The organism is Erysipelatoclostridium sp. MSK.7.34 (genome assembly GCF_019041935.1).
Lineage (GTDB): Bacteria > Bacillota_I > Bacilli_A > Erysipelotrichales > Coprobacillaceae > Thomasclavelia > Thomasclavelia ramosa.
In genome coordinates this window covers 125,808-142,674 of the sequence record NZ_JAHPYJ010000006.1, presented here as the reverse complement: position 1 = coordinate 142,674, position 16,867 = coordinate 125,808, and the positions used below count along the sequence as shown (strand labels likewise).

Below are 16,867 nucleotides of genomic sequence, written 5' to 3'. Positions count from 1 at the left end.
TTTTTTATTTCGCATACTTCGTATGCTCAACTGACTTAAGTCTATATGTTCAAATTTTCAATTTGAACAGGTAACAAAAAAATTGGCACTAAAAGTGCCAATATATATCTAAGACATTATCTAGTTCATCTTCTAATAAATCATCATCATCCATACTACTCAATTATCTTCTTTAATTTTTTTTCAAATTCACGGCGTGGGAACATTACAATCGCTCCGCATCCCAAACATTTAATTTTAATATCTGCACCCATTCTAATAATTTGCCATTGTGTTGACTTTTTGCATGGATGAGCCTTCTTCATTTCAACAATATCATTTAATTTATATTCCATATTAGTCACCATTTCTATGATAAAAAGCTTCAATTGTATTTTTCATTAACATTGTAATCGTCATTGGTCCAATTCCCCCTGGAACTGGAGTAATTGCTGACACTTTGTCTTTAACATCATCAAAATCAACATCACCGCATAATTTGTTATTTTCATCACGATTAATTCCTACATCTAATACTACTGCACCATCTTTAACATACTCGTGATTAAAGAATTTCGGTTTCCCTATTGCTGCAATAAGTACATCAGCACGTGAACAAACTGCCTTTAAATCTTTTGTCTGACTATGTGCAATTGTAACAGTTGCATTTTTTTGTAAGCACAATAAGGCTACCGGCTTACCAACAATATTACTGCGCCCAACAATTACTACTTCTTTACCCGCCAAATCATAATTAATTTCTTCTAATAAAACCATCATCCCTTTTGGTGTACAAGGAACCAAACTATGTTGTCCTAAAAATAATTTAGCCACATTTTCGGGATGAAAACCATCAACATCTTTACTAGGAACAATCGCATCTAAAACTTTTTCTTCATTAATATGCTGTGGCAATGGTAATTGCACTAAAATTCCATCAACAGTATCATCATTATTTAAATCATTAATTTCTTGTAATAATTCGATTTCACTAAAAGATGCATCATGTCTCAAGATTTCTGATTCAATCCCAATATACTGACAACCTCTTTCTTTGTTCCTAACATATGTCTGACTAGCTTGATTATCCCCTACTAGTATTACAACCAACTTAGGTAGACGTGGATATGTTTCTTTTATCTTACTTACTTCTTCCTTTAATTGATCCTTTATTTTTACAGATATTTCTTTACCACTAATAATCACTACTCAAATCCCCCTTTAATTATTATTTCAATTATACCAAAATATAAACTTGTTGCAACTCTTAGTCCAACTGATCTAAATATTCTTGATACTCTTTCAAAATAATTTCAAGTTCTTCAAAAGTATTAATCTTAGATAATTCATTTTTCACACGAGCTGAAGACTTTAATCCCTTGATATACCATGGCGCATGGCCACGCATTTGAAACATAGCAACCTTTTCTGGTTCAATTTCCATTAAACGTCGTGCGTGTGCTAAACACTGCGTAATTTTTTCTTGATAAGTAGGTTCACTAATTGTTTCACCAGTTTTTAAAGACTCTACAACCTGTTTAATCAACCATGGATTTCCTAAGGCCGCACGACCAATCATAACTGCATCAACTTTTGTTTCTTCAAGCATTCTTTTAGCATCCTCAACACTCTTGATATCGCCATTGCCAATTACTGGGATTTTCACAGCTTCTTTGACTTGACGAATTATTTCCCAATCAGCATGACCTTCATACATTTGCGAACGAGTTCTACCATGAATTGCAATAGCACTAGCACCAGCCTTCTCAATTAGTTGAGCAACCTCAATTGCATTAATATGTTCTTTATCAAAACCACTACGTATTTTTACTGTAACAGGTTTAGTTACATTATCAACGACACCTTTAACAATCTCATAAATTTTATCAGGATATAATAATAATTTACTACCAGCATCGGCCTTTAAAACCTTATTTACTGGACATCCCATATTAATATCAATAATGTCACAATTAGCATGTTTATCGATATATTTGGCTGCTTGAACCATTGTTTCTACTTCACCGCCAAATAGCTGAATACTAACTGGATGTTCGCCATCATCTACTTGTAACATTTCTATTGTTTTAGCATTTCCATAACATAGCGCTTTATCACTAACCATTTCCGAATAGACAAGTCCGGCACCAAAATCTTTAATAATTTTACGAAAAGCCATATTAGTAATCCCTGCCATTGGTGCCATTACTACTGGATTTTCTATTTCTACATTTCCTATTTTAAACATTATGTCACTCCTCAAAAGTATCTTATCAATAAATTAAAAAAAAAGAAATATAAATGTATAAAATATTTCTTCATAGCCATACTATTTATAGATAACTTACCCTTCCCCGCTATTTTCCTCCCCGAAATAGACGTAAGTTATCGAGTTAGTTATATTCCTAAATATGTTGGTTTCCAACAAAAAAAGAAAGGCTTCCCCCGCCTTTCTTTTTATTTTTCTTTACAAGTAAGTCCACCTTTTTCTTGTTCTTTAATTGTTTCTTCTAAAGAAATATACACGATTTTCTTATCACTATCAGTAGTTGTAACTAATTTAGCTTTTTTAAGTTCATCAAAATCAGCTTCACCATAATCTAATTCAATTTTAAGAATAATTTTTTCACCATCTACAGTATATTTAGCTGAACCACCTTTTAATGAATCATAATCAACATTAATAGATTTCACTTTAGGAAGCCAATAAGTATCAATTGGTGTACTTTCAGTTACATAACCAGTAAAATCATAAGTAACTGTACTTTTCATGACATCAGTTTTATCACCAGTTGCTTCGATCGTAACTTCAGCTGCTGTCATTTCATCAATATTTCCTTTACAAATAGTAGTGGTTTTTTCTTCTCCACCACATCCTGTTAATAGCAATGCCAGTAACATTACACTTAATAGTTTTTTCATTTGATTTTCCCTCACTTTATTTGTCTATACCATTATCATAGCACAAAATTTACCTAAAAAATACCATAATAGTACATTTGTAGCAAAATAATCACATAAAATTACAAAAAATAGAATAGTTTTCACTATTCTACTATAATCTATTTTTAATTTCTTTTAATTCTTCTTCACTAAATTGATATTTTTTATTACAAAACTGGCAACTTAATTCACAACCATGATCCTCATCAATCATCGCTTGTAACTCATCCTTACCAACTGTAATCAAAGCCTTACCCATTTTCTCTTTTGAACAATCACATTTGAAAAACAAATCTTGTTTTTCAGTAATCTCCACATCATCAAATAGCTGCTTTAATATCTCTTCAGGACTTTTCCCTTCATTGATCAACTTAGATACCGGCGGACATTGAGCGACAACTTTTTCGATATAATCAATATCTTCTTCAATAGCCTCAGGTAATAATTGAATAATAAATCCACCTGAAGCAAGCACTTCATTAGTATCATTTACTAGTACCCCAACCGATACAACTGAAGGAGTTTGTTCACTAACTGCAAAGTAGTAACCAAAATCATCACCTATTTCCCCAGTTTGTAGTGGAACTGATCCCGTAAACGGTTCTTTTAAACCCATATCACGAATTACTTGTAAAGTTCCTTCATGTCCAACTGCTACACCAACTGCTAATTTACCAGTATCATTATAAGTATAATGCACTTCTGGGTTAGCAACGAATCCTTTAATATTTCCATCACCATTAGTAACCGTCATCATAGTTCCAATTGGACCGCCACCATTGATCACAACTGTCATTTTCTCTTGATTCTTGTTCATTTTTGCCATCATCAAAGTAGCTGACATCATTCTCCCGATTGCTGCAGAAGCAGTAGGCCATAAATTATGATGTTTGCGAGCCTCATCTACTAAATTAGTCGTTTTACAAGCAAAAACGCGACAGTTTTTACTATTAACTAAACCTCTAACTAAATAATCTTTCATATATTCTCCTTATAAAAATACCATCAATGATGATAATATCATTGGTATTATCATACACAAAATAATAAAATAGATAAATATTTTTCTTTTCTTGTTGTTCATCATTTACCTCACATATGAAAAAAAGCGGATACCGCTTTTATTTCATATCATCTAATAGATCATCAGCATCATCAAACGATGGTGTTGTTGTACTTGAAGCATTAGAATCATTTGATGAATCATCATTAGAGCTACTATCAACTGTTCCATCATGACGATCTAACATCTTACCTGTATTAAATAATGCTTCAATTTGTTCACCAGCTAATGTTTCATATTCTAATAAAGCATCAGCAATAATTACTAATTTATCTTTATTAGCCTCAATAATTTCTTTTGCCTGTGCATAGCATTCATCGATGATCTTACGAACTTGAACATCAATTTCATAAGCAATTTGCCCAGAATGAGAATTATTGTGTTGTGTATAGTCGCGTCCCAAGAAAACATTTCCTTGTTCAGAATCATATTTGATTGGACCAAGTTCTGACATTCCCAATTCAGTAACCATCATTCTTGCAATTCTAGTTGCTTGTTCAATATCGTTATGAGCACCGGAACTTACATCACCAAAGAAAATTTCTTCAGCTACACGACCACCCATAAATCCAGCAATATTAGCTTCTAATTGAGTCTTAGTTTGGAAATATGTTTCTTCTTTAGGCGTCATTAAGTTATAACCCCCAGCTTGGCCACGTGGCACAATAGTTACTTTTTGAACTTTGTTGGCAGCTTCTAAAGTTAAACCTAACACAGCATGTCCAGCTTCATGGTATGCAACTAGACGGCGTTCTTTTTCACTATATTTACGAGATTTTTTCGCAGGTCCACCCATAACACGGTCAACTGCTTCATCAATATCATCCATTGAGATTACTTTGTGATCTTCACGAACTGCTAATAAAGCAGCTTCATTTAAAACATTTTCTAGTTCAGCCCCTGAGAATCCAGGAGTTCTTTGTGCTATATTACTAAAATCTACATCGGGAGCAAATTTTTTGTTCCGCGCATGAACTTTTAAGATTTCAGTACGAGCATTCTTATCAGGATTAGCTACCTGAATTTGACGGTCAAAACGACCTGGTCGTAATAATGCTGGATCTAATACATCAGCACGGTTTGTTGCCGCTAAAATGATGATCCCTTCATTACCACTAAATCCATCCATCTCAACTAACAATTGGTTAAGAGTTTGTTCACGTTCATCGTGTCCACCACCCATACCAGTACCTCTTTGACGCCCAACAGCATCAATTTCATCGATAAAGATAATACATGGCGCAGTTTGTTTAGCCTTTTTGAACATATCACGAACACGACCAGCACCGACACCAACGAACATTTCTACGAATTCTGAACCAGAAATTGAATAATAAGGCACACTAGCCTCACCAGAAACGGCTCTTGCTAATAAAGTTTTACCAGTACCTGGTGGCCCCACAAGTAATACCCCTTTTGGAATACGAGCCCCCATTTGAGCGAACTTTTTCGGATTTTTCAAGAATGCTACTAATTCTTTTAATTCCTCTTTTTCTTCATCAGCACCAGCTACGTCAGCAAATCTAGTTGTTTGGTTTTTTTCTAACTTAGCTCTAGAGTTACCAAAATCAAAGGCTTTAGCATTTCCGCCACCTTGACCCATCATCTTGAAGATAAAGAACATTCCTCCAAGTAATAATACATATGGTAAAATACTAATAATGACCTTCATAAATACACCACGATCATTAGCATCAACAATCGTAGTTTCAATACCCTTTTCATTTAACAATCCAGTTAATGATTGCATTTCAGCTTCAGTATTAGGAATCGTAGTTGTAAATTCATACTCTGTTGATTTACCATCTACTTTCTTTGTATACTTCCCACTTACATCAACGACTAAACTTGAAGGAACAATTTCTACTTCCTTAATTTTTTCGTCTTGGACTACTTCCACGAATTCACTATACTTAATCTCTTTACTATTACCCTGATTCATATAGGTAACAAGTCCACCGATTAAGAATAATAGAACTACCCATGGAAGAATCGATTTTAATAATCCATTCTTATTACTCATATACTCTCCTTACTTATAACAATCTTCTTTTAATATTCCAACATATGGCAATTGACGATATCTTTCATTAAAGTCAAGTCCATAGCCTACTACAAAAGCATTAGGGATTTTAAATCCCACATAATCGGCCTTCATTTCAAAAACCCGACCCTCTTCTTTATCTAACATAGTGACAATTTTAACACTATTGGCTTTACGTTTTAATAGCATCTCTTTAACATTAAATAACGTCTTTCCAGTATCTAAAATATCTTCAACGATCAAGACATTTTTACCACTGACATCTTCCTTTAAATCTTGCTTAACAACTAATGTCTTGGATTCAACACCCTCATAACTACTTACATTCATATAGTCGAAAGTAACATCAGTATTTAAATATTTTGATAACTCCGCCATAAAAGGGACTGAACCTTTTAATAAACCAACTAATAGGACTTCTTTCCCCTCATAGTCTTTATCAATGATTGCCCCTAATTCTTTACATTTAGCACTAATTTGATCTCCACTGATCAAAATTTCTTTTATATCCTTATGCATTATCTCACTCCTAGTCGTATATGTTTCTAATTTTACCACATATATATTGGGTTTTGAATATAAATACCCAATATTTTTTGCAAGATGTGGCACAAGAATTATCATTCCTTGGCTATTTTCAACAATTGGCCAAGTATCCCGCTTACTTTTAGGAATTTTATTGTCAATAAACAATCGCGAAACCTTTTTTGTTCCACCAGCAGTAACAATAACATCACCAGGACGTGCCGATCTAATCGTAATTGGGAAATCTTCTTTACTCACATAGACGCCTTCATTTAAATGACCTACTTCACTTAAATAAAAGTGCTCATGCTTATCATAAACTAAATGTTCATATTTTAAACAATAGCTATGGTTATTTTTCAAATTAGAAACACATATATTATCATACTCTTTTATGAACCTAATATTAACAGGCAAATCCATATTAATATTTGGCTTATTACTTTTTATTTGTTTAATAATTTCTTTAATCAAAGCATTGCTGATCAAAGGGGGATAAACAACTTCTTTTAAAATTTCATAAATAAATCCATCTAACAGCTCTTTAGGAATACAAGTATAATCAATTTTATTTTTTTGATGATATAAATCAAGATAAATTTGTAATTGTTTTAGCTTACTAGCATATCTTTGATTATGTTCTTGTGCCCACTTAAGTAATTTCTCTATTTTTTCTTCATCATAATCTTTCAAAGTAACATTTCGAACATAATCACGAGTAAACTCAGTTTGAAAATTTGTATAATCATCACGATATTCAACATTATGACCATGACAATAGTCTCTTAAAAACTGTTTTCGTACCGCTAAGCACGGTCTAATTACAGTTACTCCAAATACTTCACTGATTTCTTGGATTCCCAGATATCCCTTAGTGTTATGGCGCTGTAACTGCATTACAATATTTTCAATAACATCATTTTGATGGTGGGCCAAAACCACTTTTTGGGTTTGATATTTCATTCCAATTTCTAAATAAAATTGATAGCGTAGCCGCCGAGCTTGATCTTGGAAATTATCCGGTCCGTAAACTTGTTTATCAATTTCTCGAACATAACAAGGCAAATCATATCGGTGACAATATGCTTCAACTGTCTGTTGATCTAGGTCACTATCTTCGCGTAAATGATAATTGACGTGACATACGATTATTTGGTAACCAGCTTGATTCATCATGTCTAATAATGCCATCGAATCACAGCCCCCTGATACCCCAAGGATATACAGCTCCTGCATTTTCAGCAAATCTTTAAAACTATCCATTTAATCACCTCAATATCTTTACCATTATATCAAATAATTATTAATTTAACATATCATTTTCGTGACTTTTTCACTAATCAATTAGTAAAAGACGTCATTTTTAAGGACGCCTTCTTTTAAAATTACTTCTTTTTGTCTTACTATTCTTTTTTATGTTATTTGTTCTTACTGATGACTTTTTTTGTCCTTGTTTCAAGTGCTTAGCTTTATCACGTGATTTTTGTGTTTCACCCTTTTTTTTACTTTTATGTTTCTTTTCTGGTATTGATAAATCTTTCATTGGGTAATAAGGGTTATCCACCACCGGAATATCTTGGTTAATAAATTTTTGAATATCTTTTAATAATGCCTTTTCTTGAAAACTACAAAATGTAATTGCTTCTCCCGATGCTCCAGCACGAGCAGTTCGGCCGATCCGATGAACATAATTTTCTGCTTGATCAGGTAAATCAAAATTAATAACATGTGTTAATTCATCAATATCGATCCCTCGAGCAGCAATATCACTAGCAACAAGAACTCGAACTTTATCATTTTTGAAGTTATTTAATGCTCGAACACGTGCATTTTGAGATTTATCACCATGGATTCCCTCACAAGTTATTTGCGCCTTAATTAGTTTCTTACATAAAGTATCCACATTTCTTTTTGTCCTAACAAAAACAATTGCATTATATATTTGAGGATTTTCTAATAACTTGATCAATAACTTAGCTTTATTTACTTTATCAACAAAGTATAGCGATTGATTAATTTTTTCTACTGTAACATTACCACTGCTTATCATGATTTTAAGCGGGTCATTCAGTAGATCACTAACCAGGTGTTTAATTTCATCAGGTAAGGTTGCTGAAAATAACATAGTTTGATGACGACGAGGAATAAATCTTAAGATCTTACGAATATCTTTAATAAATCCCATATCCAACATACGATCTGCTTCATCTAAAACTAAGTATTCTACATGTTTTAAATCCACCAATCCTTGATTATAAAGATCAATCAGTCTTCCTGGCGTGGCAATCAGCACGTCGATCCCACGATTAATTTTAGTAACCTGACTACCCTGACGAACCCCACCAAAGATAACTGCTGATTTTAAATTAACCTGCGGATTCATTGCCTCAAAAGTCTCATTGATTTGAATTGCTAATTCACGAGTCGGAGCCAAAATCAGTGCTTTAATAGTTCGTGGATACTTTTCGCTTTCATCACGTAAATATAATTTTTGTAAAATCGGTAAAGCAAAAGCTGCTGTTTTCCCTGTTCCAGTCTTGGCACATCCAAAAATATCTCTTCCCGAAATAATTGCTGGAATTGCCTGTTCTTGAATCGGTGAGGGGATATCATATTTCATTTCTTTTACTGCATTTAATAATGGTTCAATTAATTCTAATTCACTAAATTTCATCTATTTCTCTCTCTTAATCGTTTTTTGCAGTATAACACATTTATTCTAAAATAACTAATTTTATTCACAATTCCATAAATTAACCTCATCTAATAGAAATTTCAGCTAAATTCTCACTATCTTTTTATACTTTTTGAAATATAGATATTTTAAAATTTTGCTTTAATAATACTAAAAATAGCCTTTATTATTTAGCAGTGTATTACCATGAAAATAGAAAAAGAAACAGAGAATTAGCTTAAACAGTAAAAAATATTCAAACAAAATAAAAGTCGTTATGGAGTGTGTAGGGTCTATCGAGAACTTCTTAACTGTGCTTACCAGATAAATCATAAACGTGTCCATCACATTATGTACAACTTAGGATTATTCAGTAAGATTGTTGACAATACCATAGATAGAAATTTTGGTACAACTGATGTTTCCTAGTTTAATTTTTTTTGAAAATTAAAGAATAAAATGTATTATGAAAATGAATTTAAATGTTTTGAAGAATTTGCAGTTGTTATAGATGAATATATAGATCATTACAACAACCAAAGAATTCAAGAAAAACAAAACGGATATCTCCTGTAAGATACAAGGAAACATCCATATGTATTGCCTAGTTCATAAATAAACATGTCCAAAATTATGGGTACATATCGCTGATTCATTCAAACTAATGAAGTCCACTAAATTAATTATTTACCACTTTAATAACTATAATACTTATATCATCTAAATTATTTTTCTCTAATACTTGATCCATTAAAAAAGTAGCTATTTCTTGTGGGTGCTGATCACAATATAAGTGAACATTATCATTAACGATCTGTTCAAAATCATTTCCTGTTCCATCACTTGACATAATAATTAAATCATTATTTTTTAGCGGCATCTCATAACTAACCATTTTTAATTTAGAAACAACTCCAACTGGTAATGAATTAGTTGCAATTTTTTCAACCATTCCACTACGAATATGATAACTTGGATTAGCACCATATTTGATTAACTTCATTCGGGCATTAGCAAGATTAATATTACATAGATCTAAAGTCGTAAACATGTCGTTACGATTTTTTATTTTTAATAAAGCATTAATTGAATCAATTGTATCTTTTAATCCAATTCCATTTAAAATTAATTTTGATAGTACTTCTAATGTCAACTTACTTTCATTAGCAGCCATCTTGCCTTGACCCATTCCATCACTCAATGCTAAATAATGAAGATTATCTTGATGGAACGCGCTAAACGAATCACCACAATTAAGAGGCTCTAAAGCATATTGCTGAAAACCATACTGCAATGAATAATTTTGTTGATGTTTTAAAACTAATGACGTGTAACCAAGATGATGCATTGAATCCTTTAGAGAAACTATTTCTAATGTTTCATTTAAATATGACTCTACTATTGGAACTAGTTCATTAACAACCTCCTCCTCACTAATATCCATTAATCCTAATTCTAAAGTATAAACATTATTACCGATTTGATGACGGTATAAATATGTAATATTAAATTGATAGCCTAATAAATGCTCTTTTAAACTATCATCATTTAATGGCGTTTGTTCTAAAGAATTGCTAAAATTATCAAACACCTCACTCAATAACGAAAATTCATAAAACAAATCTTTCTTTAAATGCGAATTTTCCTGATTAACTCTTTTTATCTTTTCATAACTATCCTTATATTCACTGATACTCTTTAAGAAGCGATTTGGACTAATGCAATTACTATTAATATAGTTAATATCTTCTTTTGTGTAGTTAGTCTTAAATCCTTTATTAATCAATTTTCCTAATCGACTTACACTCCCATCACGATAAAAACATAAATCCCGACTAGGACATTTGGAACATACATCCTCATAAACATAGCCAACAAACTCACCGACATTTACATTACGATTTGCTTCTTGAAAGATATCTGTTAATTGTTTAAATAAAGAGGCGAATGTGGTAGCACGTTGAATTAATTTGTTTCGACTTGTGATATTTTTAAAATCATCACTAAGTAATTTAGGCTTATGTTTAAAGGTAGGTACAAATAAAAACAACGTTGCGCTTACTACAATAATAAAACTATGATAGTAATAATCATATGTAATAAAGAAAGGGAGAACTAGATGACTTACAAGATAAACGGTTGAACAGACTAATTTATTTTCCGGCTTATACATAAAGAAAATACTAAAAGGAAGGATTAATGATAGTATTTCCTCTTTTAATAAGGGATTAATAAACATTAATATGATTGATATATATAGAATCGTAGGCATGGTACTATTAATTCCTAAATAATAGACACTTAGTAATAAATAGAACCTTAGTAATATCATCATATAGACTTGATTGAGCTCAACTAATGAAATGATGGCTAACATTATCATTGTTGAAAGAATCATCATCCGTTTATTGGTATATACTTCAATCGTGTTATGGATAAAGAGAGGCACTACTTCTAGGTACAGTAGACTATGTAATAGTGTAAAGGATAATATAACTAATACTTCAATATAATTATATTGATAAATGTAAAGAAAGAGTAAACTTACCAAAGTAACTACTAGGGCTAAATACTTACTTTTGACAAATTTTAAGTACATCATCACTTGCATAATTATCACGCTAGTAATCGAAACTAATAATAGCATATAGTTATCATAAGATATGTATGATACCAATAATAAAGCGGTCATGTACATAATGATATGTCGATAGCCGCACATAAATGATACTACTAGCATGGGGAGAACAAAACACAGTGATGTGTCATATATTTTTACTAAACCTAGAAGGAGGGTTAATCCAAAGATTGAAACATAAGTCATTCCAGTATTCTTTATTTTTGTTTTTGTTTTTGCTACTGTCAAATCCATTTCATTCACCTCGTAATATCGATTATAGATACTTACAGTAGAATAATTTGTCACTTTTTATTTATTTTAAAATAAAATAAAAACTTATAGATTTACAAACAAAAAAACAACTAGTTTTACACCAGTTGTTATAATCTTAATTTAAATCCAATATCCCCCATGATCTTAGATGTTTCATATTGAACAAATCCAAGATTTTTAAGCAAACGAATAGATCTTATGTTGTCATCATAAACATGAGCAAAAACAATTTTAAAATTATATCTATTTTTTAACTCCAATAAAAGTGCTCGCATCGATTCAATTGCATAGCCATGTTGCCAATAATCACTATCAAAAGTATAACCGATCGTAATAGAATTAGATTCTAAGACCTCTAAAAAATAATCACCTATCAAAATATTATTTTCTTTTAATACTACACCTAATTGATAATTACCACGACTTCCATCAAAAGGATGTTTAACACAATACTCTACTCTTTTTAAGGCTTTCTGGTAAGGGTACCGCCACCATGATTGATAGAAAGCAACTTCCCTTTTATCACGATATTCACTCAAACGCATAGCATCTTTTATTTCCAACTCTCTAATTATCAAGCGTTGTGTTTCTAGATTTTCCATCAAGCCACCCCGATTCCTCTAGATATCATATCATAATATCATTACCTAGTACAATCGGTTTATTTTAGCTCATTATTTTATATTTTAGCGTATTTATTACATGTTTGAAGGCAATGACTGGATGTTTGAAGATAATTCTTTTTCCTGAATATTTCATAACTTCTCGAATTTGCTGCCGATATGTTTTTTGATAGCAATGAATCGGGCATGATGAACAAAATGTCTTTTCCTCTTTACGAGGGCAAAATTCAATTCGCTTAAAAGCATAATTTTTTAAATCACTTAAATCGACTTTATTACCATCTTCATAGATTTTAATCATTATACTAATTAATTCTTTTTCTTGATCAATCGTCATTAACTCTGTCGCCCCTGTTCTATTTTAATAATTCGATCACAGATTTTTAATGATGAAGGTCGGTGACTAACCATAATAATGGTTTTCCCTTGATGATTATCACTTAGTGATTTTAATACTAAAGCTTCATTTAAGCTATCAAGATTACTAGTTGGTTCATCCAATAGAATCAATGGTGCATCATGTAAAAAAGCTCTAGCTAGAGATAATCTTTGCAGCTGTCCCCCTGATAAAGACTGATAAAGGCTCCCGATCATTGTTTCATAACCATCTTTTAAACTAATAATAAATTCATGAAGATTGGCTTTCTTACAAGCTTCAATCACAGCCTCATCGCTAGTTTCCATCCCTAATTTAATATTATTGATAATACTATCATTAAAAACATATGTATCTTGGGTAACATAACTAATTAATTTCGCTAAAGAATCACTTTGCCATGTTTTGATGTCATGACCATTAATCAGAATTTCTCCGTCAGTAGGATCATAGAAACGCATCAATAATTTCAATAGCGTTGTTTTACCACTTCCACTTCGTCCTTCAATTCCAATGATTTCACCAGGTTTAATACTTAAATTGATTTTATCTAAAATCGTTTCAGCTTCATATTTAAATGATAAATTATTTATTTCAATCGTTCCTAAATTCCCCTGATATCCATTGATTACAGTTTCAACTTGAGGTTCTTCAGCTAATAAGTCAAGAACACGATTTCCACTTGCAAAAGTAATAACTAGATTATGTGCTAATGAAGATAAAGCCAAGACTGGTCCAAATGATGCCATTAAAGCAATCGTACTAATTAAAACGCCATTAAATTCAATTGATCCTTGGCGATATAAATAATATCCTAAGATAAACATTGCTAGTGAAAATAAACTAACACAAATATCTCCAATCATTCGATATTGACCCTCAAGATCTTTTAATTCTTTATTTTGCTCATTTAATAACTCACTTTTTTTATCTATTTCTTTTAGGCGTTTATTACCACGGGAAAATTGATCAATAATTCTTAGACCATGGACAGACTCTAGTACATAACTAGTATACTTACCATAATCATTCCGATAATTTAACCCCATATTTCCCGACTTCTTACCAACAATTAAAGGAATAATTACACCAATAAATAGGTAAGCAGTGCTTGCTAAAAGACCTAAAGCAAAATGATAATATCCAATATAGATAATCATAATAATCGAAACAATTAAAGCAATCATCACTGGGGAAATTGTATGTGCATAAAACACTTCTAAAAGTTCTACATCGCTAGTAATCATGGCTACCAAGTTTCCTTGATCTTTACCATCAAGTTTTGCTGGTGCTAATTTTCTAAGTTTTTCAAAAACAATATCTCTAATCATCGCTAATAATTTAAATGCGATAAAATGATTACACCATTGTTCCCCATAACGTAGAAAGCCCCTTAATATTCCACAAGCAATCAATAAATATAATAAACTAGTAAAAGTCTCATGCTTAATTACTTTAATCATGATTTCTCCTGCTATTACCGTTAGAAAAATAGCAGCCAAGTAGCCAATAACACCTAAAATAATTGCTCCAAGCATGATTAAGAGCATTGATTTGACTAAAGCAATCAAACTGATTACTACTTTTAAATTACTCCGTTTTTGCATTTGCCTGGCCTCCATAATTCTCAATTTCTTTTTGGGTATTAACTAACTCTATATATTCTGGATTATTTCTCATCAATTCTTTATGATTTCCCCAGCCAATTAATCTCCCTTGACTAAAGACATAGTTACATTTACAATTTTCGACACTTGCTAAACGATGTGAAATTAAAATAACAATTTTTTCATCACGCATCTGCTCAATTACTTTCATAATTATTTCTTCACTTTCAATATCAATATTAGATGTCGCTTCATCAAAAATATAAACACTAGTATCATGCAATAATGCTCGGGCAATACTTAAACGTTGTTTTTGTCCACCAGACAAATTATTTCCACGCTCTTCAATTTCACTATCCAAACCATTAACTCCATCAAAATAATTCCATAAATTAACTTTCTTTAATACCTCAATCATTATACTATCATCACAGTTATCATTCCCATCACTTAAGTTACTGCGGACAGTTCCTGCAAAAATATAAGGATTATGTTCAACCATTGTTATTTGTTTCATTAAACTTTGATGTTTGACTTGATTGACTTGATTTCCATTGTAGCTTAAAACACCTTGATAATTATCATAATAACCCATTAATAATTTAGCAATCGTACTTTTACCACTCCCTGAGCTTCCAACCACACCATAAATACCAGGTTCATCAATTTCTAAACTAACATCCTTCAATACTATTTCTTCATCATATCCAAACGACAGTCTAGTAATTTCAATTTTTTCAATCTCAGTAATTTCTAATTCTTTATGATCATTTACCGGTGTATCTAATAACCTAAAAATTTTCTCACTTGCGGTATTACCATTCATAGCGATATGGAAAAATGATCCTAGCAGTCTTAACGGAATGAAAAACTCTGCTGATAACATGATCATCATAAATGTTTGCCCTAAATCAATTGCTCCACCTTGATAACTGTATAGTGAAATAATAATTCCTAGTGCTGCACCACCATAAGCAACAAGATCCATAATGCTGATAGAATTTAGCTGCATTACCAAAACCTTCATCGTAATATTTCTAAATCGTTGTGCTTCTTCATTCATTTCAAGATGTTTAGCTTGATCCCCTTGATACCCTTTCAATGTTGTCAAGCCGCGAACATTATCTAAAAAGCGTTCAGCAAGATTCCCGTAAAGACCCCAATACTTATTTAATAATCTTTTAGCAAACTTTTGAACTAAGACGATCGATACCGGAATTAAAGGAACACAAACAAACAATACTAGGGCTGCTTTGAATTCTACTCGTCCCAAAATAATGAACAGTGTCAGTGGTGCTAACATACTATAGAAAAACTGTGGCAAATATTTACCAAAATAAATCTCTAATTGTTCAACTCCTTCGCTCATTAATTGCGTTAATGAAGCCGTACTGATTACATCACTATAATGATTATTTAATAATAATACTTTCTGATAAATATCACATCTTAGTTTTCCTTTAATATTTTTTGCAGCTTTAAAAGAAAAAGATGATACTAATTTACCAAAATAACCTTTAATCAAAATTAATACAATTATGATTATGATTTTAATACTAAAATTATTTACTTGATGCCCCTGGTAAAGTTCATTGATCATATTAGCTATAATTGCAACAATTACTACTTGACTAATCAATGCCAGCCACTGCATCAAAACTTGTAAATAAATATATTTTTTATCCTCTTTTAAATAACTAACTAATCTTTTATTAATCATTGCTCACTTCTTTAATTGTTTTAATTCGAAATGCAAAATAATAATACTTAAATATTACTAATAAAACAATTGTTATCCTTCCATAAATATTATCCATCATTAAAAATGCAATTAATAACATCGTACTTGCAAACGATAACAACATCACTTTGGTTTTCAATGTCATAGCTCTTTTAGTTACAAAGTCATTTAAATGATTTTGATAAATTTTTGTCCCTTCAAACCAGACTTTAGCCCGTGAAGAACTTTTAGTAAAAAAGAACATTGCCACTAAAAGAAAAGGAGTTGTTGGTAAAACTGGTAAAACTACGCCAATCATTCCAATCCCTGTAAATATTATTCCTAGCATAAAATATAGATATTTCATATCGTTCTCCTTATGTTATATTCATCTAACATACTTTAACATTTACTTTTCAT

16 protein-coding genes are annotated in these 16,867 nt (G+C 31.4%); 2 read left to right on the top strand and 14 right to left on the bottom strand.

The genetic code is table 11. The annotated features are described in order from the left end of the window. Window positions 1-155 precede the first annotated feature (155 nt). The 8 genes from KTF99_RS06545 to KTF99_RS06510 form a co-directional block, all read right to left on the bottom strand. Window positions 156-347, bottom strand: coding sequence for a DUF951 domain-containing protein (locus KTF99_RS06545; RefSeq protein ID WP_003534968.1), 192 nt, complete (start codon window positions 345-347; stop codon window positions 156-158). Next, window positions 337-1,185, bottom strand: a complete 849-nt coding sequence (folD, locus tag KTF99_RS06540) for a bifunctional methylenetetrahydrofolate dehydrogenase/methenyltetrahydrofolate cyclohydrolase FolD (protein WP_003534969.1) — start codon at window positions 1,183-1,185, stop codon at window positions 337-339. The genes KTF99_RS06545 and folD overlap by 11 nt, the downstream gene beginning before the upstream one ends. Window positions 1,186-1,246: 61 nt before the next feature. Beyond that, a complete protein-coding gene (dusB, locus tag KTF99_RS06535) occupies window positions 1,247-2,227 on the bottom strand; it encodes a tRNA dihydrouridine synthase DusB (protein ID WP_009299408.1) in 981 nt (326 codons plus the stop codon). Window positions 2,228-2,436: 209 nt separating this feature from the next. Further along, window positions 2,437-2,901 (bottom strand): DUF1307 domain-containing protein, encoded by a 465-nt coding sequence (locus tag KTF99_RS06530; RefSeq protein WP_008792379.1) that lies wholly within the window; start codon window positions 2,899-2,901, stop codon window positions 2,437-2,439. A gap of 133 nt (window positions 2,902-3,034) precedes the next feature. Beyond that, on the bottom strand, window positions 3,035-3,904 hold the full coding sequence (gene hslO / locus KTF99_RS06525; RefSeq protein ID WP_003534972.1) for an Hsp33 family molecular chaperone HslO: 870 nt from the start codon (window positions 3,902-3,904) through the stop codon (window positions 3,035-3,037). A 139-nt stretch (window positions 3,905-4,043) separates the two neighbouring features. Further along, window positions 4,044-6,008, bottom strand: a complete 1,965-nt coding sequence (ftsH, locus tag KTF99_RS06520; RefSeq protein WP_003534973.1) for an ATP-dependent zinc metalloprotease FtsH — start codon at window positions 6,006-6,008, stop codon at window positions 4,044-4,046. A 9-nt stretch (window positions 6,009-6,017) separates the two neighbouring features. Next, window positions 6,018-7,817 (bottom strand): hypoxanthine phosphoribosyltransferase, encoded by a 1,800-nt coding sequence (gene hpt / locus KTF99_RS17520; protein ID WP_003534974.1) that lies wholly within the window; start codon window positions 7,815-7,817, stop codon window positions 6,018-6,020. 100 nt (window positions 7,818-7,917) lie between these two features. Beyond that, a complete protein-coding gene (locus KTF99_RS06510) occupies window positions 7,918-9,228 on the bottom strand; it encodes a DEAD/DEAH box helicase (RefSeq protein ID WP_003534976.1) in 1,311 nt (436 codons plus the stop codon). A 252-nt stretch (window positions 9,229-9,480) separates the two neighbouring features. On the opposite strand from KTF99_RS06510, the gene KTF99_RS17625 reads away from it, so the two are divergent. Beyond that, window positions 9,481-9,657 (top strand): IS3 family transposase, encoded by a 177-nt coding sequence (locus KTF99_RS17625; protein ID WP_081446362.1) that lies wholly within the window; start codon window positions 9,481-9,483, stop codon window positions 9,655-9,657. A gap of 30 nt (window positions 9,658-9,687) precedes the next feature. Continuing rightward, complete coding sequence (locus KTF99_RS17620) at window positions 9,688-9,804, top strand: IS3 family transposase (protein WP_081446363.1); 117 nt, start codon at window positions 9,688-9,690, stop codon at window positions 9,802-9,804. A gap of 103 nt (window positions 9,805-9,907) precedes the next feature. On the opposite strand, the gene KTF99_RS06495 is transcribed toward KTF99_RS17620, so the two are convergent. The 6 genes from KTF99_RS06495 to KTF99_RS06470 form a co-directional block, all read right to left on the bottom strand. Continuing rightward, window positions 9,908-12,100 carry a PP2C family serine/threonine-protein phosphatase gene (locus KTF99_RS06495; RefSeq protein WP_003534978.1) on the bottom strand — a complete coding sequence of 731 codons (2,193 nt, stop codon included), beginning with the start codon at window positions 12,098-12,100 and terminating at the stop codon, window positions 9,908-9,910. 128 nt (window positions 12,101-12,228) lie between these two features. Further along, the gene (locus KTF99_RS06490) at window positions 12,229-12,723 is read right to left on the bottom strand and encodes a GNAT family N-acetyltransferase (protein WP_003534981.1); all 495 of its coding nucleotides are present in this window, start codon (window positions 12,721-12,723) and stop codon (window positions 12,229-12,231) included. A 64-nt stretch (window positions 12,724-12,787) separates the two neighbouring features. Then, a complete protein-coding gene (locus KTF99_RS06485) occupies window positions 12,788-13,081 on the bottom strand; it encodes a nitrous oxide-stimulated promoter family protein (RefSeq protein WP_008792380.1) in 294 nt (97 codons plus the stop codon). Next, on the bottom strand, window positions 13,081-14,727 hold the full coding sequence (locus KTF99_RS06480) for an amino acid ABC transporter ATP-binding/permease protein (protein WP_029481889.1): 1,647 nt from the start codon (window positions 14,725-14,727) through the stop codon (window positions 13,081-13,083). Before KTF99_RS06480 ends, KTF99_RS06485 begins: the two co-directional genes overlap by 1 nt. Continuing rightward, on the bottom strand, window positions 14,711-16,447 hold the full coding sequence (locus KTF99_RS06475; RefSeq protein WP_029481890.1) for an ABC transporter ATP-binding protein/permease: 1,737 nt from the start codon (window positions 16,445-16,447) through the stop codon (window positions 14,711-14,713). Before KTF99_RS06475 ends, KTF99_RS06480 begins: the two co-directional genes overlap by 17 nt. Further along, window positions 16,440-16,814: a YbaN family protein gene (locus KTF99_RS06470; RefSeq protein ID WP_003534988.1), complete on the bottom strand. Its 375-nt coding sequence runs from the start codon at window positions 16,812-16,814 to the stop codon at window positions 16,440-16,442. Before KTF99_RS06470 ends, KTF99_RS06475 begins: the two co-directional genes overlap by 8 nt. Window positions 16,815-16,867 lie beyond the last annotated feature (53 nt).